Origin of the sequence: Methanocaldococcus villosus KIN24-T80 (assembly GCF_000371805.1) — an archaeon.
In the GTDB taxonomy this organism is placed as follows: domain Archaea; phylum AGJL01; class Methanococci; order Methanococcales; family Methanocaldococcaceae; genus Methanocaldococcus; species Methanocaldococcus villosus.
The window spans coordinates 911,852-930,668 of record NZ_AQUK01000001.1 but is presented as its reverse complement, the minus strand read 5'-3'; the positions used below and the strand labels follow the sequence as shown (position 1 = coordinate 930,668).

The 18,817-nt window shown below is 29.3% G+C and carries 21 protein-coding genes; 11 read left to right on the top strand and 10 right to left on the bottom strand.

Going from position 1 to position 18,817, the window contains the following annotated elements; translation table 11 throughout:
- Window positions 1-13 precede the first annotated feature (13 nt).
- Complete coding sequence (locus tag METVI_RS0105365) at window positions 14-1,081, top strand: DNA cytosine methyltransferase (protein WP_004594260.1); 1,068 nt, start codon at window positions 14-16, stop codon at window positions 1,079-1,081.
- A gap of 35 nt (window positions 1,082-1,116) precedes the next feature.
- On the opposite strand, the gene METVI_RS07290 is transcribed toward METVI_RS0105365, so the two are convergent.
- The 7 genes from METVI_RS07290 to thiC all read right to left on the bottom strand — a co-directional run bounded on the left by METVI_RS07290 (window position 1,117) and on the right by thiC (window position 5,530).
- Window positions 1,117-1,281 carry a hypothetical protein gene (locus METVI_RS07290; protein ID WP_236610579.1) on the bottom strand — a complete coding sequence of 55 codons (165 nt, stop codon included), beginning with the start codon at window positions 1,279-1,281 and terminating at the stop codon, window positions 1,117-1,119.
- Between the two features lie 102 nt (window positions 1,282-1,383).
- Window positions 1,384-1,671 (bottom strand): D-glucuronyl C5-epimerase family protein, encoded by a 288-nt coding sequence (locus METVI_RS07415; RefSeq protein ID WP_236610580.1) that lies wholly within the window; start codon window positions 1,669-1,671, stop codon window positions 1,384-1,386.
- A 64-nt stretch (window positions 1,672-1,735) separates the two neighbouring features.
- A complete protein-coding gene (locus tag METVI_RS07410; RefSeq protein ID WP_236610581.1) occupies window positions 1,736-1,939 on the bottom strand; it encodes a D-glucuronyl C5-epimerase family protein in 204 nt (67 codons plus the stop codon).
- Window positions 1,940-1,967: 28 nt separating this feature from the next.
- Window positions 1,968-2,342: a hypothetical protein gene (locus tag METVI_RS07375; RefSeq protein WP_004594262.1), complete on the bottom strand. Its 375-nt coding sequence runs from the start codon at window positions 2,340-2,342 to the stop codon at window positions 1,968-1,970.
- A gap of 49 nt (window positions 2,343-2,391) precedes the next feature.
- Window positions 2,392-3,093, bottom strand: a complete 702-nt coding sequence (locus tag METVI_RS0105350) for a 7-carboxy-7-deazaguanine synthase QueE (protein ID WP_004594264.1) — start codon at window positions 3,091-3,093, stop codon at window positions 2,392-2,394.
- Window positions 3,090-4,247: a hypothetical protein gene (locus METVI_RS0105345; protein ID WP_017981102.1), complete on the bottom strand. Its 1,158-nt coding sequence runs from the start codon at window positions 4,245-4,247 to the stop codon at window positions 3,090-3,092. The genes METVI_RS0105350 and METVI_RS0105345 overlap by 4 nt, the downstream gene beginning before the upstream one ends.
- Window positions 4,248-4,252: 5 nt before the next feature.
- On the bottom strand, window positions 4,253-5,530 hold the full coding sequence (gene thiC, locus METVI_RS0105340; protein ID WP_004590994.1) for a phosphomethylpyrimidine synthase: 1,278 nt from the start codon (window positions 5,528-5,530) through the stop codon (window positions 4,253-4,255).
- Window positions 5,531-5,622: 92 nt separating this feature from the next.
- Between thiC and METVI_RS0105335 the strand changes: the two genes are divergently transcribed.
- On the top strand, window positions 5,623-5,877 hold the full coding sequence (locus METVI_RS0105335; protein ID WP_004590992.1) for a hypothetical protein: 255 nt from the start codon (window positions 5,623-5,625) through the stop codon (window positions 5,875-5,877).
- Here the strand turns inward: METVI_RS0105335 and METVI_RS0105330 are convergent.
- Together METVI_RS0105330 and galU are read right to left on the bottom strand one after the other, a co-directional pair.
- A complete protein-coding gene (locus METVI_RS0105330; RefSeq protein WP_004590989.1) occupies window positions 5,874-6,278 on the bottom strand; it encodes an EamA family transporter in 405 nt (134 codons plus the stop codon). The two genes, METVI_RS0105335 and METVI_RS0105330, sit on opposite strands and share 4 nt — an antisense overlap.
- Window positions 6,279-6,282: 4 nt before the next feature.
- Window positions 6,283-7,134: a UTP--glucose-1-phosphate uridylyltransferase GalU gene (gene galU, locus METVI_RS0105325; protein WP_004590987.1), complete on the bottom strand. Its 852-nt coding sequence runs from the start codon at window positions 7,132-7,134 to the stop codon at window positions 6,283-6,285.
- A gap of 70 nt (window positions 7,135-7,204) precedes the next feature.
- Between galU and tfrB the strand changes: the two genes are divergently transcribed.
- The 9 genes from tfrB to METVI_RS0105280 all read left to right on the top strand — a co-directional run bounded on the left by tfrB (window position 7,205) and on the right by METVI_RS0105280 (window position 17,908).
- Window positions 7,205-8,638: a fumarate reductase (CoM/CoB) subunit TfrB gene (gene tfrB / locus METVI_RS0105320; RefSeq protein WP_004590985.1), complete on the top strand. Its 1,434-nt coding sequence runs from the start codon at window positions 7,205-7,207 to the stop codon at window positions 8,636-8,638.
- A gap of 7 nt (window positions 8,639-8,645) precedes the next feature.
- Window positions 8,646-9,818 carry a chloride channel protein gene (locus tag METVI_RS0105315; RefSeq protein ID WP_004590983.1) on the top strand — a complete coding sequence of 391 codons (1,173 nt, stop codon included), beginning with the start codon at window positions 8,646-8,648 and terminating at the stop codon, window positions 9,816-9,818.
- Between the two features lie 65 nt (window positions 9,819-9,883).
- Window positions 9,884-11,104, top strand: a complete 1,221-nt coding sequence (locus METVI_RS0105310; RefSeq protein WP_004590981.1) for a methionine adenosyltransferase — start codon at window positions 9,884-9,886, stop codon at window positions 11,102-11,104.
- A gap of 286 nt (window positions 11,105-11,390) precedes the next feature.
- Window positions 11,391-11,615: a FeoA family protein gene (locus METVI_RS0105305; RefSeq protein ID WP_004590979.1), complete on the top strand. Its 225-nt coding sequence runs from the start codon at window positions 11,391-11,393 to the stop codon at window positions 11,613-11,615.
- Complete coding sequence (gene feoB, locus METVI_RS0105300; RefSeq protein ID WP_004590977.1) at window positions 11,612-13,540, top strand: ferrous iron transport protein B; 1,929 nt, start codon at window positions 11,612-11,614, stop codon at window positions 13,538-13,540. The genes METVI_RS0105305 and feoB overlap by 4 nt, the downstream gene beginning before the upstream one ends.
- A gap of 61 nt (window positions 13,541-13,601) precedes the next feature.
- Window positions 13,602-14,816, top strand: a complete 1,215-nt coding sequence (locus METVI_RS0105295; RefSeq protein ID WP_004590975.1) for an FIST signal transduction protein — start codon at window positions 13,602-13,604, stop codon at window positions 14,814-14,816.
- A gap of 75 nt (window positions 14,817-14,891) precedes the next feature.
- Complete coding sequence (rplJ, locus tag METVI_RS0105290; protein ID WP_004590973.1) at window positions 14,892-15,416, top strand: 50S ribosomal protein L16; 525 nt, start codon at window positions 14,892-14,894, stop codon at window positions 15,414-15,416.
- Window positions 15,417-15,509: 93 nt separating this feature from the next.
- Window positions 15,510-16,565, top strand: coding sequence for a type 2 isopentenyl-diphosphate Delta-isomerase (gene fni, locus METVI_RS0105285; protein WP_017981101.1), 1,056 nt, complete (start codon window positions 15,510-15,512; stop codon window positions 16,563-16,565).
- Window positions 16,562-17,908 (top strand): RNase J family beta-CASP ribonuclease, encoded by a 1,347-nt coding sequence (locus METVI_RS0105280; RefSeq protein WP_004590971.1) that lies wholly within the window; start codon window positions 16,562-16,564, stop codon window positions 17,906-17,908. The genes fni and METVI_RS0105280 overlap by 4 nt, the downstream gene beginning before the upstream one ends.
- Here METVI_RS0105280 and METVI_RS0105275 read toward each other — a convergent pair.
- The gene (locus METVI_RS0105275; protein ID WP_004590969.1) at window positions 17,905-18,816 is read right to left on the bottom strand and encodes a diadenylate cyclase; all 912 of its coding nucleotides are present in this window, start codon (window positions 18,814-18,816) and stop codon (window positions 17,905-17,907) included. The two genes, METVI_RS0105280 and METVI_RS0105275, sit on opposite strands and share 4 nt — an antisense overlap.
- Window position 18,817: the final 1 nt, after the last annotated feature.

Sequence of the window (18,817 nt, the reverse complement as noted above, 5' to 3'; positions counted from 1 at the left end):
TAAGGTGGTATTTTTGAAAATTATAGATCTTTTCTCTGGATGTGGGGGATTCTCAAGAGGATTTGTTGAAGAAGGTTTTAAGCCAGTTTTAGCTATTGAGTTAGATGAAGATGCTGCCTTTTCATATGCTTTAAATTTTAATGGCATAATATATGAGAAAATAGGAGATAAATTTAAATTAAAAGAAATGAAAGGTTATGTGGGAAGTTATCCATTTAGGATGCCATTAGATGATGAAAGTATAAAGTGGTTAAAATATTTTGGAACTTATAGAGATGATATAAATCCTATTGTATTAAATAATGATATTAGAGAAATACATAGCTTAGATATTGAAAGATTTGTTAAGAAGGTTGATGTTATTATTGGTGGCCCACCATGTGAAGGTTATACTGGAGCTAATCCTAAGAGAGAGAAAAATCCACATGATAGATTATATAAAGATGATGTGGGAAGATTAGTGTTAGATTTTATTAGGATTGTGGGGGATTTACAACCAAAAGTATTTGTTATGGAAAATGTTCCTGCTATAAGAGATGTTAAGGGAGATATAATAAAAGAGTTTAGAGATGTTGGATATGAGGATGTATATTTTAATATTTTAAGGGCAGAGGATTATGGTAACCCTTCTGTAAGAAGAAGAGTATTTGTCTCAAATATAGAAATTATTCCTGAAAAAGAAAAGCCTAAAACTGTTATTGAGGCTATAGGAGATTTAATGTATAAAGGTAGAGATGTTCCAAATCATGAATATGCTGCTTTACCCAGAAGATTTTGGAGGAAGGTTCATTACCTTGGATGGGGTGATGCTTTTATCTATTTTAAAGGAGCCAGTAGAAGATTAGGCAATTATATTAGATTACATCCCTTAAAGTTAGCTGAGACCGTTATGGGTAAAAGATTTTTTATCCACCCATATGAAGATAGATTATTAACTCCAAGGGAACAAGCAAGATTGATGAGTTATCCTGATAATCATCTATTTGTAGGAGGTATAAGAAGTTGTTTAAATCAGATTGGGGAGAGTGTTCCTCCCTGCTTAAGCCGGGCAATAGCAAAAGTTGTTAAAGAAAATTTATGAATTATCCATAGTAAAAACTCTTTTATCTCATTATCTTAATTAAATCCTATGAAATATATAACTAATGCAATTAAATGCAAAATATAAATTAATGTTGGAACATTTGAGATTATCTGAGATAATAATGATGCATATATCATAGTTAACATGCCATTGTCATAGCTAATTTTAAACAACTCTATAACTCCTAACCTTTTCAAACCTTCAATATCAATGGTCTTATTAGGAAAATAGAAATAATATTTAAATAAAGATAAAAAAATAAAAATATTGTCTCATCAATGTTAATTCTAACCATAGCATTATTCCTTCCATTTGTTATAATATTTTAAAAATGTTTCATCCTTAGTTAAATTATAAAGCCATAACATTTGCAATCTATGAAGATGTTCATAATGTTTATTACACCTATGGCCTAAGGTATCGTAATAACTCCAATCATTATCATCATAATCAGAAATGAAAGCTTTTATTGATTTAATCCCCTCTCTATATAAAAATATTGATTTAATCCCCTCTCTATATAAAAAATTTGCATCTTTATTGTTGGTTTTATTTGCAAATTCCCCAATCCATATAACAGAGGTTATAAATCCATTTAAAACATAAGGTGGGTTATTTGATGCATATTCTGGATACCAATAGTAAGTTTTATTATTTCCTTATTTTTAATAACCCTCCTTTCTCAACTGGAACTTTAAAGGCATTTAATGCTTTATTAGCCAATATTAAATATCTTTCATCCCCAGTTATGGTATATGCTAAGTATAATGTTTTTAAGCATCCTGCCTGACATAATGAGCCTGCCCATCCTTTTGATAAATTATATTCAGGATAATCAAAATTATACCTCCAAATAATAAGGATAATATTTGTTCCATTTAAATTAACGGTTTCTTCTTCTGATTGAGATATTAGATATTCGGTTAAAAATAAACCCCCTTTTTAAATAATTTTCTGCTTCCTCTTGATCTTCATTTTTTAATTTAAGATATTTATAAAAACATTTCCTTGCTTCATCATTTACATTGTGGGGAGTTATTTGATAGCCTATGTATTTTCCATTTATAGTCCCATAATAAGTTACTGGCATATTGACATTTTCAACTGTAAATGGTTTTGGATTCTTAATATATTGAATAATTGGATTTTCAGAATATGTTATCTGAGAAATTCCAATAAAATAACCAAAAATAAATGATAATACCAATGATAACATTACAGTAAATATTAAAACATACTTTTTAATATTTTTAAGCATAATTCCTCCACATTATTTGTTAGTCTAAGAATTAACCCCCCATTCCTAATTAAAGCACTCCCATGTATTTATGCATTTGGACTGTTAGCATAACATCTACATACTCTCCACAGATTTTTAATATCTCAAATAGTTTTTTATTTGAAGGCTTTAAATCTTTATTAAATACAGGCTGGATACATAAAGTTATATCTCCTATATCACATAGATCTTTTGCCACCTCTCTTAGCCTTTCTAATTTAGTATTTTTTAATATAACCACTTTAGCATAAACATCAGAACCCATATTATAAAATTTTTTTATAGTTTTTAACTCATTTCTATATATTTTATTATAATTTTTAATATCATTAAAGTGTTCTCTTAATTTTATATCAACTGAGGCTATGTCAAAGTAAAAAACTCTATTTGGGAATATCCCATTTGTTTCTAAAAATGTAATTTCATCTAAGTTAGATACTATTTTTCTAATCTCTTTATGATATAATAAAGGTTCTCCACCAGTAAAAGAAATAGCAAACACATCAGGAGTTTTTAATCTCTTTATATGATAAACTATCTCCTCCAAACCTAATTCTTCTTCAATAAAATCCCCAGATCCAGGTGTTTTTTCTACCCTATTTAGATAATTTTTTATATTTTCATCACAATAGATACATTCTAATGGACATCCTGCAAATCTTACAAATATAAACCTCCTACCTATATATTTTCCTTCACCCATTATAGAGTTAAATATCTCTCTAATCATTTCTTCTCCCTTTTCTTTTTAAATCTCTTTTCTTTTTTCTTTTTAAATTTCTTTTTTACTTTTTTCTTCTTTGGAGGTTTTGGATATTTTTTTCTAATTTCTTCTACTCTTTTCATTAATTTTTCATAAAGTTCATCAGCTATATCATCTCCTAAATAATCTGCTCTAGCTGCTATAGCTAATTTACATGCTAAAGCTCTTGCTATTTTACCTCTCTGCCATTTTGGTGCATTCTTTATTAATGGATGATTATATATAACCCCATGCTTTGGTGGATCTACTTTTAACCTGAGATGTGCAAACAGTGCTTTTTCTGCACCTAAAACCTGAATAGTTGATGCTGGAAGTTTGGCTAATTTTTCTAAACCTCCTGCTAAACATATGAGTTTAGCACCTAAACTAACTCCAGCCAATTTTGTTAAGTTTGGAGCTTCTTCTTTCATTAATTTTTCCAAATATTCATATAAATCTTTTCTCTTTTCATATAAATGTGATATTTCCTCAGCAAACTTAACAACAGCTTCTAAATCATAATCTTCAAACTCTCCTCCCATTGAAGATTTTGCATTTTCAGCTATTTTTTCAGCTACTTTTGATGAAAAATATTTTTTTAATTGGCTTTTTGTAAAATTTTCTCTTTTTTTTAGTGTTGTTATAAGTTTAACATATGTTTCATGTTTTTGAATACTATTTAATTCTGGAAAATATAGAGAATACCATTCTCTTAACCTTTCAGAAAGGAGGTTTAAAACTTTATCTAAATCAGATATTGCCTCAGCCACCTGTATAATAATTTTATCTTTTTGTTGTGCATAACTTTTTATTAGCCTTTTTGTTAATTCAAGATTCCAATAGTTCATTTTTCTTTTAAAATCCTCATAGTCAGTGAAATATTTTAATTCCTTTCCAATTTCAAATAAATGTTCTCTTAAATAATTTCCAACACTATTGGGCCCCGAGAAAAACTCAAATTTAACTTCTCCCCAATCTTTTATCTCATCTAAAAGTTTTCTTGGATTTGTCCTCATTAAATATAGTTTATCAACAATTTCATCCTCTTTAAATAATTTTCTATAGTTTATGTCACTAAACTTCTCTACTTTTTCTTTATCACTCCCAAATAAACCTATAGGTGTTATTGCTACATAAACCAAAATAATCACCTTAAAAACTTTTCAACTAATAATAAAGCACAAAAGTCCCCACATATTGAACATGCTTTTTTATCTTTTGAAGGAATTTCTTCTTTCATTTTTCTTGCTTTTTCCCCATCTATGGCTAAATTAAATTGTTTCTCCCAGTCATGATTTTTTCTAGCAAATGCCATTTCCTTTTCAAGTTCTAATGCTAATCTATTTCCTTTAGCAACATCTGCTGCTTGAGCAGCAATTTTTGTTGCTATTACTCCCAATTTAACATCTTCAATAGTTGGTAGTCTTAAATGTTCCGCAGGGGTTACATAGCAAAGGAAATCTGCTCCATAATAGCCAGCTAATGCACCACCAATAGCCGCTGCAATGTGGTCATAACCTAAAGCAATATCTGTAACTATAGGTCCTAAAACATAGAATGGTGCATTTTTACAAACACTTTTTTGTAGTCTTATATTAGCCTCTATATTATTTATTGGCACATGTCCAGGACCTTCAACCATTGCTTGAACTCCAAATTCTCTACATCTTTCTACAAGTTCTCCTAAGATTAATAATTCTTCTATTTGAGCTCTATCTGTATTATCCAATATAGCCCCAGGTCTTAAACCATCTCCTAAGCTTATAGTTATATCATATTCTTTTAAAATCTCTAATAAATAATCAAAATTTTTGTATAATGGATTTTCTTCATTATGATAGATAATATATGCTGTTAAAAAAGCCCCTCCTCTACTCACTACTCCTAACACCCTCTTACTCTTTTTTAGCCTATCTACTGACTGTTTTGTAACTCCACAATGAAGGGTCATAAAATCTACTCCTTCCTTAGCCTGATTTTCAATAACTTTAAAAATAATGTCTTCATTCATATCAATAACTTTTCCAAACTTTTCTTTGGCAATTTTAGCAGCCTCATATATAGGGACAGTTCCTATTGGAACATTAACTGCTTCCATAATAGCTTTTCTTATTTTACTTAAATCCCCACCTGTACTTAGATCCATTACAGTATCTGCTCCATATTTAACTGCTACTTTTGCTTTTTCTACCTCTAACTTAATATTAACAAAGTCTGGAGATGTGCCAATATTTGCATTAACTTTTGTTCTAAGATTTTTTCCAATACCTACAGGTTTTGTGTCTCTATTTATATTTTTAGGAATAACAACATAACCTTTAGCAATATATCTTCTTAATTTTTCTTCATCTATACCTTCATTCTTTGCAACAACTTTCATTTCTTCAGTAATGTTTCCTTTTTTAGCTTCAGTTATCTGTGTCATAATAATCACCTTAATCTTAATTATTGAATAGAAAATATAATATATAAAAAATTATAACTATCAATTGAAATTTGTTATAGGGTGAAACTATCATGCCATCAGAGAAAATCCAGGAAATTTTAAATGAGTTAAATAACATAATGAATGTTGAAAAAAAATATATTGAGCTTGTTGCTACTGTTGAGTATTTATTAAATCTAATTGAACCATCAAAAAGAGAAAAATTTAGAGAAGCTTTAAATGATGCAGAATCTGTTGAAGATGTTTATGAGCTTATAAAAGCTATAAAGCTACAGTTAGGTATACAAGGGGCTAAGAAGTATGTATTAAAAATAGAAGAAGGTTAGATTGATAACATTATAACTCCAATCATTATTAAAACTATTCCTATAATTTGATTTATTGTTAAGCTTTCTTTTAAAAATATTATTGATAATACAACTGTTATAGCAGGACCTACAGAAGAGATTGGTACAACTATACTTGCTTTTCCTTTATAAAGTGCATAATATAATAATAAAGAACCAAAAACTACAAACACAGCTGATAATATAGCAAAAATTAAAATTTTTTTGTCAAAAACAAATACATCTTTAAAATATAGGAGTAATATTAAGCATAGAATTATTCCTACAATATTTACAACTACCCATTGGAATATAGGATTTTCATTACAAACTATTTTTGCAAAGAATGTGCTAATACCATAAAATATAGCTACTAATAAACCCAAAATTATCTCATCCATAATTTCACAAGTTTTTAACAAATTCTTTTAAAAATTCTCTAAATTCAGGGATTTTCTCAGAAGCTATTTCAACATTTGCTTTTAACCAGCCAAGCACATCTCCTATATCATATCTTTTACATTTTATCTCTACTCCTACAATATCTTCCTCCTTTAGTAGTAGATTCATAGCATCAGTTATTTGAATCTCTCCTCCTTTCCCTGGAGAAGTTTCCTTTATTTTCTCAAATATCTTTGGAGAGAAAAGATATGCTCCAGTTATTATTAAATTTGATGGAGCTTCTTCAACAGAAGGTTTCTCAACCATGCTTTTTATTTTATAAATTCCATCTTCTATCTTCTCTCCTTCTATAACCCCATATTTATAAACCTCTTCTTTTGGAACTCTTTCTAAAGCTATAACTGAACATCCATATTTTTTATAAGCCTTTAATAGATCAAAAACAATATTTTCTGAATATATTGTATCTCCAACCATAACTATAAAATACTCATTACCTACAAAATTTTCTCCATATAGAATTGCATCACCTAAACCTTTAGGCTCTTTCTGTCTAACATAATAAATATTTCCCAAATTATCAATTTCCTTTAATATTTTTAAAAGAGAGTTTTTCCCTGATGCCTTTAACTTACATTCTAATTCATAGTTAATATCAAAATGATTTTCAATAGCTTGCTTTCCTTTTCCAGTTACAAATAGTATATTTTTAACTCCAGCTTCTACAAGATCTTCAACAACATATTGGACTATAGGTTTATTGACCACAGGTAACATTTCTTTAGGTTGAGCTTTTGTTATAGGTAACAATCTTGTTCCAAACCCCGCTACAGGAATAATAGCCTTCTTAACCATCCTCCCCCCTTAAATGATTAATATTTTATATAATATTATTTAATACTTATAAATAATTTTAGGTGAGATTTTGAAAATAAGAATAAAGAGAGGAAATAAAATAGAAAGTTATGAAGTACCTGAAGGGTTAACAGTTTTAGAAGCTTTAGAATATATAAATAAAAAATATAATGCAAACATATTATTCAGATATGGTTGTAGGAATGGACAGTGTGGTAGCTGTGCTTTAACTATAGACAACGAGCCAAGACTTGCATGTATTACAAAGGTTAAAGATAACATGCTCATTGAGCCATTAAAAGGCTTTAAGGTTATAAAAGATTTAATAGTTGACAGAGAGGTGTATAATAAGAAACTTCTAAGTATTAAAAATTATGTTGTTAGAAGAAAATATCCTGAAGGATTGGAGAATATTAATGAGGATGATGTTGAAAAAACTAAGGAATTAAGAGCATGTATTGATTGTCTTTCTTGCCTATCTCAGTGTCCAGCAAGAGATTTTAACTATTCAGGAGCTACAATAATGAGACAACTTTTAAGGTTTGCTTATGATGTCAGAGATGAAGAAGATAGGGAAAGAATAGCATTTTTTGAAAATATATATAACTGTACCACATGTGCCAAATGTGTAGAGGTTTGCCCACAAGAAATAAATCTTGTTAAAGCTATTGAAAACTTAAGAGAGTTGTGTTTTAAAAAGGGTTATTATTTAGATGAACATTTAAAGGTTAGAGAAAATATATTAAAAGGCAATAGATCAGTTGTTAAGGAAGGAGCATCTTTATTAGATGAAATAGAAGAAGAGTATTTGGTTAAAGATGAAGATCTTAGAGTAGCTTTCTTTACTGGATGTTTGATAGATTATAGATTAAAAGATGTTGGTAAAGATACAATAAAAGTTCTAAACCATTACAATATTTCAGTAATTATTCCAAAAGATCAGGTATGTTGTGGTTCTCCAATGTTTAGGACAGGTCAGAGAGATTTAGCAGAGAAATTAAAAGAAAAAAATATTGAGGTGTTTGAGAAGTTAGATGTTGATTATATTATCACTGTATGTGCTGGCTGTGGAGCTACATTAAAGAAAGATTATGGATTAAAAAATGTTAGAGATATAACAGAAATAATTTATAAAAAAGTAAAAGAAAATAGAAAAAATATTAAAGTAACATATCATGATCCATGTCATCTTTTAAGAGGGCAAGGAATTTATAAAGAACCAAGGGAAATACTAAAAAAAACATCAAATTTCATTGACTTAAAAGCTTGCTGTTGTGGAGCAGGAGGGGGTTTAAGAAGTGGAAGGAGAGAGATAGCTGATGCTATAGGTATGAGAAGGGCTAAGATGATTTACAATACTGATGCTGAGATTGTAGTTACTGTATGTCCATTTTGTGAATATCACTTAAGAGAGTGTTTAGAAAAATATAAAAATATAAATAAAATTGATAAGGAAATTAAAGTTATGAATATAGCTACATTTTTATCTAAATATCATTTATGATGGTAAAATGCAAAAGATAAAAAATATATTAACAATAATTAAATGGACTATACTTTCTGCAGCAATTGGGTTAGTTGGAGGTTTAAGTTCTTTATTAATGGCCATTATTATAAAATATTTTCCAGAAAAAAATAATATATTTTTAATTCCAATTATATTTTTTATATCAGGATTTTTTGTTGATAAAATTTATGAGTTAAAAGGTTCTGGTGTTGATAGAGTATTAAAAGCTCTAAACTATAATATAAATCTCAGTTGGAAAATAGGGATATTAAAAACTATTTTATCAAGTTTAGTTATAGCTGTAGGGGGGAGTTGTGGAAAAGAAGGACCTTGTGTTCAAAGTAGTGCATCTTTTGCTGATGAAATTCATAGAATGTTGAAGTTAAAAAATAGAGAGTTGGTTATAATAACAGGCATAGCTGGAGGATTAAGTGGGGCTTTTTCAGCACCATTAGGAACAGCTATATTAGCTTGTGAAATTATAGAAAAAGAGGATTTTAGATATGTAAACTTAATTCCTCCAATGATGGCTAGTGTTTTTAGTTATGCTGTTTTTTATGTTATCACACATAAGAAACATTTATTTGAATATCTTCCACACTATTGTTTTGACCCAATTGACATATTTTGGTTTTTATTTGGAGCAATTTTCTGCTCTATAATAGCTTCTTTTTATATAAAAACATATAAAACAATTTCAAATTATTTTGATAACATAACTATCCCCTATGCCATCAAATCTCTATTAGGTGGAATTGTCGTAGCAACAATTGGATATTTTCTTCCAGAAATTTTAGGAATGGGGGTTATTTTAGTAAAAGAACTATTTATGATAAAGTTTTCTTTGATATTCTTACTGTTCTTATTAATAGGTAAGGTATTAGCCACTTCTTTTACAGTAGGATCAGGAACTCCTGGAGGTTTAGTGTTCCCATCTATTTGTGTTGGGGCTATTTCAGGAGCACTTTTTAGCTCAATTTTTGCTTTAAATCCTACACCCTTTATTGTCTTGGGTATGGCTACTGCACTTTCTGCTTCATTAAATGCCCCATTAGGATCTGCTGTCCTCTGTACAGAGATGTTTGGCTTTGATTTTGCAATACCTTCTTCTATCGGAGCAGTTATAGGTTATCAAGTGACAAGGTTTGAGACAGTATTTAAATATGTGAGGTTCTAAAATTAGATATTTATAATAGAATTTAATGTTAAGATTAATTATCATAATAAAATATGGTGGTGAATGTGAGGAACATAATTGTTAAAGAATTAAAAGATGTCCCAATAGAAGAAAAACCTATTGAAATAGTAGAAAGAAAGGGTTTAGGACATCCAGATAGTTTAGCTGATGGAATTGCTGAAGCTGTGAGTAAAGCACTCTGTAAAATGTATATGGAAAAGTTTGGAACAATTTTACATCACAATACTGACCAAGTAGAAGTTGTTGGTGGACATGCTTATCCAAAATTTGGTGGAGGGGAGATGGTTAATCCTATTTATATCCTACTTTCAGGAAGAGCAACAATGCAAATTTTAGATAAAGAAAAGAATGAAATTATAAAACTTCCTGTTGGTACTGTAGCTGTAAAAGCTGCTAAGGAATATTTAAGAAAAGTTTTGAGAAATATTGATGTAGATAAAGATGTTATTATAGATTGTAGAATTGGTCAAGGTTCAGTAGATTTGGTAGATGTGTTTGAAAGGCAGAAAAATAAGATTCCATTAGCTAATGACACTTCTTTTGGAGTAGGTTATGCTCCTCTCTCAATAACAGAGAAATTAGTATTAGAAACAGAAAGATTATTAAACAGTGAAGAAACTAAGAAGGAGATACCTGCTTTGGGAGAAGATATAAAGGTTATGGGACTAAGAAATGGAAAGAAAATAAGTTTAACAATAGCTGCTGCTATAATAGATAAGTATGTTAGAGATATTGATGAATATAAAAAAGTTATAGAAAAAATTAGAGAAAAGGTTGAAAAATTAGCTGAAGAAATAGCTAAAGGGTATGAAGTTGAAATATTTATAAATACTGCTGATGATTATGATAGAGGAGTGGTTTATCTAACTGTAACAGGAACTTCTGCAGAAATGGGTGATGATGGTTCTGTTGGTAGAGGAAATAGAGTTAATGGATTGATAACACCATTTAGACCTATGAGTATGGAAGCAGCAAGTGGTAAGAATCCTGTTAACCATGTTGGAAAAATATATAATATTTTAGCTAACCTAATTGCTAATGATATATCAAAATTAGAAGGGGTTAAAGAGTGTTATGTAAGGATATTAAGCCAAATTGGTAAGCCAATAAATGAACCAAAGGCATTAGATATTGAATTAATATTAGAGGAAGGATATAAAATAGAAGATATTGAAAAGAAAGCTAAAGAAATTGCTAATAAGTGGTTAGATAATATATTGGAAGTTCAAAAGATGATTATTGAAGGTAAAGTTAATACTTTCTAAATCTTTTTTGAATAATTCTACTAATTATTATTAATACTGATGAAATAAGACCAATTTCTATGTAACTAACTATTTTAAATGTTGAGAATAATAAAGCTATAAATGCTAACCACATTCCTAGTAAAGTTAAAAATATGGCTATTTTGTTAATATTAGATCACCTTTGCTATTTTGAGTATTATATAAATTTTAAAATATATATAAATATATTTTATAGTTGTTTAACCGAAAATTATATATATGATAAAATTTAACTATAGTTAAAAATTTTAAGTGAGGTTAAATTATGATGAGTTTAGCTGATGTAGAAGAAGGGAAGGTTGTAGTAATAAAAGATATACTAGCTGGACATGGTTTAAAAAATAGGTTACAGTCAATGGGTTTAGTTATTGGTGATAAGGTTAAAGTGTTAAAAAACAGTCATGGTCCAGTAATTGTAGAAAATAGAGGTGTGAAGATAGCATTAGGGAGAGGAGTGGCTATGAAAATTATTGTAGGTGATATTAAATGAGGATAGCATTAATAGGAAACCCTAATGTGGGGAAATCTACTTTATTTAATCTTTTAACGGGTGGTAGAGTTTATGTAGGTAACTGGCCAGGAGTCACGGTTGAGAAAAAAGAAGGAGTTTTCATATGTGGAGATGAGAAAATTGAAATTATTGATCTTCCAGGAGTTTATAATCTCTCAGGTAGTGCTATGGATGAAATAGTAGTTAAAAAATACTTCCTAACAGAGAAGCCAGATTTAATTGTTAACATAGCTGATATAAATACCCTTGATAGAGATTTATATTTAACCTTAGAGTTGTTAGATACTGGTTATAATGTTCTATTAGTGTTAAATAAAATAGATTCTACAAATGTTATAGTGGATGAAAAAAAGCTAAAAGAGTTATTGGGTATAGATGTTGTAAAAATCTCTGCTAAGAAAAATATAGGAATTGAAAATCTAAAGAAAAAAATTTTAGAAAATTTAAAAAATAAAAGAAAACCTAAAATAAGATATAATAAGGAAATTGAAGATATTATTAACAAAATTATTGAAATATTAAAGAGAGATGAGAATTTAAAAAATTATAATTTAAGATTTTTAGCTGTTAAATTATTAGAAAATGATCAAATTGTAAAAGAAATAGTTAAAAATTCTAAAGTTTCAAAAGATATTGAAGAGCTTTTAAAAAATATTAAAGTAGATATATCTAAAGAGAGGTATAAGATTATTGATAAGATTGTGAAGGAGTGTATAAAAAGGGAGGAAAAGAGAGATATAACAGATCTATTGGATAGAATCTTCACTCATGAAGTTTATGGTATCCTCGCTTTAATCCCAATAGTCTGGATTTTATTTAAAATAACCTTTGATTTTGCTCAGCCTTTTGTAGATATTATTGATTACTTCATTAGCTACTTAGCTGACTATGCTTCTAAAAGTATAAGTGATAAAGTATTAGCCTCATTAGTGGCTGATGGTATTATAGGGGGAGTAGGATCAGTTTTAACATTCTTACCAAACATTGCCTTCTTATTTATAAGCTTATCCATATTAGGAGAAACTGGTTTATTAGCAAGATTACCTCTATTAACTGAAAAGATTTTAAATAAATTTGGACTGCCAGGATTGGCAATATTACCAATAATAATGTCATTTGGTTGTAATGTTCCTGGAATTTTAGCTACAAGAATAATAGAGAATGAGAGGGATAGGTTAGTAACTATCTTAATAAATCCTTTCATAACATGCCCTGCAAGATTACCAGCATTAATTATACTCTCAGCTTTACTATTCCCAAAAAATCCTGGATTAGTTCTATTATTAATGTATTTTGTAGGAATAGCCGCAGCTTTATTTTCAGCTTTACTGTTTAGAAAAGCAATATTTAAAGATCAGCCAGAACCTCTAATAATAGAGCTTCCTAAATATCACTTTCCAAATATAAAAATGGCTTTAAAAAATGCTTGGGAAAATATATATTCCTTTATAAGAAAGGCAGGAACAGTAATTTTATTTGGATCTATATTAATATGGTTCCTATCAAGCTTTGGACCCAGTGGTTATGTGTCGGATATCTCACTCTCATATTCAGCTATTATTGGTAAATACCTCTCATACATATTCCAAATATTTGGTTGGGATTGGAAGCTGTCTTCAGCTTTACTATATGGTTTTATAGCTAAAGAGAATGTAGTTAGTACATTGGCAATACTGTATGGTGTTGGAGAAGAAAGTTTAAAAGCCACACTATCCACTCTACCAAAAGCCTCTCTACTCTCATATATGGTGTTTTTTACACTTTACATCCCATGTTTAGCCACAATTGCTGTCATTAAACAGGAAGCTGGGTGGAAGTGGGCTATATTCTCTGTAATATATAGCACATTTGTAGCTTTCATAGCAGCTCTAATAGTTTACATTTTGGGAATAATAATACTCTAAAATAATAAAATATTTATATTCTATTTTCCAAACCAATATTAAAAATTTTAATAGTGGTATTATGTTAAAGGTTGGATTAGGGCAGTCAGAGGATATAGATGATGCTATAGAAATGGTTTTACAGAATGTTTCTAAACCTAATCTAACATTTGTTTTTTCATCAAGCTGTTTTAACCCTCATGAAGTTTATAATAGAGTTAAAGAAAAAATTTCTGGGCATATAATAGGAGGAACCACTGCTGGAGAATATACAAGCTTATTTAAAAAACCAAAAAATAATACTATAGCAATTATGAGCTTAGAAAGTAAAGCTCTAAAAGTTGGCTTAGGTGTAGGAAAAGACTTAGTTGTAAATCCTGAATTAGCTGGAAAAAATGCTGCAAAAGAAAGTTATAAAAACATAGTTAGAGATCCACTATTAGCTCATCTCATTTATCTTGGTTTGATAAGATCTAAAGAAATAAAAAATCTGAATATAAATCCATTTGTTTCTATAACATTAATTGATGGATTGTCTGGATTAGAAGAACCTGCTATGAGAGGAATACTATCTATTTTAGGAAGAAATATCAGGATAGTTGGAGGTTCAACAGGAGATGATTTAAAGTTTAATATGACATATCAATATGCAGATGGAGTTTACAATAATGCTATCATTAACACAATAGTGGCTGGTTTAAAGATGGGTACAGGAATGGGTCATCCATATAAACCAACTGATAAAGGGGCTGTAGTTACTAAAGCAAGAGGTAGAACAATTTATGAGTTAAATAATAGACCTGCTGCTGAAGTATTAAAAGAACTTTTAGATGTTGACTCATTAACTCCTGAAATTCTATCTGAAAATCCATTTGGTTTAAGAAGTTCTGATATTTATGGAGATTATATTATAAAAAGTGCTATGCGCGAAAATCCTGATGGGAGTGTTAGCTTATACTCAGAAATTTATGAAGGTAGCTATTTATCTATAATGGAAACTGACAGAGAGACTGCTATAGAAAGTTTTAAGAAGGCAATAATGATGGCTATTGGTGATGCAAATATAGAAAAAGAGGATGTAGGGGCTATTGTTATATTTAACTGCATTTTAAGACACTTTTTAAAAGAAAAATTAAAAATAAATGATGTAGATATTATTAAAGAAGTTGTTGGAGATGTACCTGTTATAGGGTTTAATACTTATGGAGAGCAGGGATCTACAAGAGGTGGAGCTATAGGGCATTACAATCAAACTTCTACTATCTTAGTTATTAGTAAAAAAGTCATTTCTCAATAACTTAGAAAAATATATATACTCTATACTTAAATTTTAAATAAGCTCATTATTATTAACACTTTTAGGTGGTAGAAAATGGCAGCATTAAGACCAAACAGATGTTATAGAGATGTAGATAAACCACCATATACTAGGAAAGAATATATAAAAGGAGTTCCTCAGCCAAAAGTTGTACATTATATAATGGGTAATCTATCAGCTGACTTTCCTGTTCAAGTAGATCTTGTTGCTACAAGGCCAATACAAATAAGACATAATGCATTAGAAGCAGCAAGAGTTGCGGCTAACAAATACATCTCCAAAATGTGTGGTAGATTAGGTTATAAATTCCAAATAAGAGTTTATCCTCATCAAGTTTTAAGAGAGCATAAGATGGCTACTGGAGCTGGAGCTGATAGGATTTCAGATGGTATGAGATTAGCTTTTGGAAAACCAATAGGTACTGCAGCAAGAGTTAAAGAAGGGCAAGCTATTATGAGTATTTGGGTAAATCCTGATAAATATGAGGCAGCTAAAGAAGCATTAAGAAGGGCTGCTATGAAGCTACCTATTCCTTGCAGAATTGTTGTTGCAAAGGGTAGAGAACTTTTAAAAATCTAAATATTTTTTTAAGATTTATATCTAAATATTTTAATAGATTGATTTAGATATTAATAAAATAAAAATCTTTTTATATTATTTTTCGGTGAAATAATGAATATAGAATTAAGAAAGATGGAGCATATATTAATATGCTTAAATTGTAATGTTGAATATGATAAAACAACATTATTAGAAGATATTGAACTAGTTCATAGAGGTTCAGGAAACGTAAATTATGATGATATAGATACTGAAATAAAATTATTTGGAAAAACATTATCTGCCCCTATAATTGTCTCAGGAATGACTGGGGGATTTAGAAAGGCTAAAGAAATTAATAAAAATATAGCAAAAGCTGTTGAAGAGTTAGGTTTGGGAATGGGGGTAGGTTCTCAGAGGGCTGGGATTTTAAATAAAGAGCTTGTGGATACTTACAGTGTTGTTAGAGATTATACTGATAATCTTGTTATTGGTAACTTAGGAGCTGTAAATTTTGTAAAAGATAATTGGGATGAGGAGATTATAGATTATGCTGTAGAAATGATTAATGCTGATGCAATGGCTATACATTTTAACCCTTTACAAGAGATTATCCAACCTGAAGGGGATTTAACATTTAAGAATATAAATAGAGTATTAGAAACTATTAAAAATTATAAAAAAAGCTATAAAAATATTCCATTTATAGCTAAGCAAGTAGGAGAAGGTTTTTCTAAAGAGGATGCATTGACATTAAAAGATTTTGATGCAATAGATATACAGGGAGCTGGAGGAACATCTTGGGCTAAAGTTGAGTTTTATAGAGTAAATAACAACGAAAAAAAAGAGATATTAAAAAACTTTATTAATTGGGGTATTCCTACAGCTCTATCTATATTAGAGGTTAAAAAAGTTTATGATAAAACACTAATAGGATCAGGAGGAATTAGAAGCGGGATTGATATAGCTAAATGTATAGCCCTTGGTTGTGATTGTTCAGCTGTAGCTTTACCTATATTAAAAGCTGCTCTAAAAGGGCATAATGAGGTCATAAAACTATTAGAAAAATACATTGAAGAGCTAAAAATTACCATGTTTTTAGTTGGTGCTGAAAACATTGAAGAGCTAAAAAATACACCTTATTTTATAAAAGGGGAATTGTCAAAAATTGTAAGAGGGAAAGGATGAAATTAGAGATTGTTGCTATTGGAGGTTATGAAGAAGTTGGAAGAAACATGACTGCTATTAATGTTGATGGGGAAATAATAATTATTGACATGGGTATAAGATTGGATAGAGTTTTAATACATGAAGATACTGACATATCCAAATTACACAGTTTAGAGCTAATAGAAAAGGGTATAATTCCAAATGATACAGTTATAAAAAATTTGGATGGAGAAGTTAAAGCTATAGTTCTATCTCATGGTCATCTAGATCATATTGGAGCTGTACCAAAATTAGCCCATAGATATAATGCTCCTATAATAGGAACTCCATATACTATTGAACTTGTTAAAAGAGAGATCTTAAGTGAAAAAAAATTTGATGTTAGAAATCCACTAGTTGTTTTAAATGCTGGAGAGGCTATAGATTTAACACCAAATATAACTTTAGAATTTGTGAGAATTACTCACAGTATTCCTGACTCTGTTTTACCTGTCTTACACACTCCATATGGGACTATAGTTTATGGTAATGATTTTAAATTAGACAACTTTCCTGTTGTTGGAGAGAGACCTGATTATAGGGCTATAAAAAGATTAGGAAAAAATGGTGTTTTATGTTTTATAAGCGAAACTACTAGAGTTAATCATGAGGGAAAAACTCCTCCAGAAATTATAGCTTCAGGATTATTAAAGAATGACCTATTAGCTGCTGATAATGATAAAAATGGTGTGATAGTAACAACATTTTCTTCACATATAGCTAGGATAAAATCTATAACTGAAATAGCAGAAAAAATGGGAAGAACTCCTGTTTTATTAGGAAGAAGTATGCTCAGATACTGTGGAATAGCTCAAGAAATAGGTATAGTTAAATTTCCAGAAGATTTAAGAATTTATGGAGATCCCTCCTCAATAGAGATGGCTTTAAAGATGATAATGAAAGAAGGTAAGGAAAATTATTTAATAATTGCTACAGGACATCAGGGAGAGGAGGGTGCAGTTCTATCAAGAATGGCTACAAACAAAACTAGTTATAAGTTTGATAAATATGATTGTGTAATATTCTCTGCTGATCCAATTCCAAATCCAATAAATGCTGCCCAAAGATATCTTTTAGAGTCAAGATTAAAACTTTTAGGAGTTAGAATATTTAAAGGAGCTCATGTTTCAGGACATGCTTCTAAAGAAGATCATAGAGACATGCTAAGATGGTTAAATCCTGAACACCTTATCCCATCTCATGGAGACTTTAACTTAACCGCTGAATATACAAAATTAGCTGAAGAAGAAGGGTATAGGCTTGGAGAAGATGTTCATCTATTAAGAAATGGACAGTGTTTAAGTTTTGAAAGAGTTATCTAATCAAATAAAATAGCATTTTTTTTAGGATCTAACTCAAATACAATTTCTCCATCTTTGAATACTCTAACAATACCTCCAGACTGAGAAACAGTTATAGCTATGGCATTTGTATTTTTTGTAATATCTGCAGCAGCCATATGTCTTGCCCCCAAACCACTAGGGAGTTTAACATTCCCTTTAGTTTCTAAATATCTCCCAGCAGATACAACTTTACCATCATCAGTTATAATAAAAGCCCCATCTATAGAACAGAGTTCTTTTATAGTTCCTTTAACATCTTTATCAAAAATCTTTGCATTATGTCCAGCAAATGGGTTTAATATCAATGGTTTTGAATTGTTCATAACATTTAAAGTATCTCCAATGACAAATATTGTCCCTACCTGCTTACCTTCTCTACCTTCTCTACCTATTTCTATAGCTAACTTTAATACTTCTTTAAATGTTTTTCTTAACTTCTCATCTAATGTTTCTAAAAGCTTATAGATCTTTAAAGATTTAATATGCTCTCTAATATTAATAACCATTATTGTATCTAACATTTTTAATTTAGGATCCCCCAAGACAGCAACAACAGTGTCTTTTTCTTTTAATAGATCTTGTTCAATAGCTTGTAATACCCCACTAGTAATTATCATTTGCCTATTTTCTTCTTTATATCTCACATATAGAGGGATTATATCTTTCTCATTTTTTAGTTTATTATATGTAGATATATTTGGAGTGATTACAATAATTTTTAATTTATCTATATTTAAAAATTTAAATATACTTTTACTACTTTTCTCTACTTTAATACTCTTTAATATTTCATAAGATTTTCCACTTTCAGTGAATAGAAGAAAAGCTTTAGCTTTTATATCATAAGCTAACTCAATACCATGTTTAATAATATATTTACTTATCATA

What these genes read in the sequence shown, in the direction of transcription:
- METVI_RS0105295 (WP_004590975.1), top strand. Translation starts at nt 13,602, where the DNA reads ATGTTAAAGGTTGGATTAGGGCAGTCAGAGGATATAGATGATGCTATA.
- feoB (WP_004590977.1), top strand. Translation starts at nt 11,612, where the DNA reads ATGAGGATAGCATTAATAGGAAACCCTAATGTGGGGAAATCTACTTTA.
- thiC (WP_004590994.1), bottom strand. Translation starts at nt 5,530, where the DNA reads ATGACACAGATAACTGAAGCTAAAAAAGGAAACATTACTGAAGAAATG.
- METVI_RS0105315 (WP_004590983.1), top strand. Translation starts at nt 8,646, where the DNA reads ATGCAAAAGATAAAAAATATATTAACAATAATTAAATGGACTATACTT.
- METVI_RS0105280 (WP_004590971.1), top strand. Translation starts at nt 16,562, where the DNA reads ATGAAATTAGAGATTGTTGCTATTGGAGGTTATGAAGAAGTTGGAAGA.
- METVI_RS0105275 (WP_004590969.1), bottom strand. Translation starts at nt 18,816, where the DNA reads ATGATAAGTAAATATATTATTAAACATGGTATTGAGTTAGCTTATGAT.
- METVI_RS07375 (WP_004594262.1), bottom strand. Translation starts at nt 2,342, where the DNA reads ATGCTTAAAAATATTAAAAAGTATGTTTTAATATTTACTGTAATGTTA.
- METVI_RS0105335 (WP_004590992.1), top strand. Translation starts at nt 5,623, where the DNA reads ATGCCATCAGAGAAAATCCAGGAAATTTTAAATGAGTTAAATAACATA.
- galU (WP_004590987.1), bottom strand. Translation starts at nt 7,134, where the DNA reads ATGGTTAAGAAGGCTATTATTCCTGTAGCGGGGTTTGGAACAAGATTG.
- fni (WP_017981101.1), top strand. Translation starts at nt 15,510, where the DNA reads ATGAATATAGAATTAAGAAAGATGGAGCATATATTAATATGCTTAAAT.
- METVI_RS0105305 (WP_004590979.1), top strand. Translation starts at nt 11,391, where the DNA reads ATGATGAGTTTAGCTGATGTAGAAGAAGGGAAGGTTGTAGTAATAAAA.
- rplJ (WP_004590973.1), top strand. Translation starts at nt 14,892, where the DNA reads ATGGCAGCATTAAGACCAAACAGATGTTATAGAGATGTAGATAAACCA.
- METVI_RS0105350 (WP_004594264.1), bottom strand. Translation starts at nt 3,093, where the DNA reads ATGATTAGAGAGATATTTAACTCTATAATGGGTGAAGGAAAATATATA.
- METVI_RS0105330 (WP_004590989.1), bottom strand. Translation starts at nt 6,278, where the DNA reads ATGGATGAGATAATTTTGGGTTTATTAGTAGCTATATTTTATGGTATT.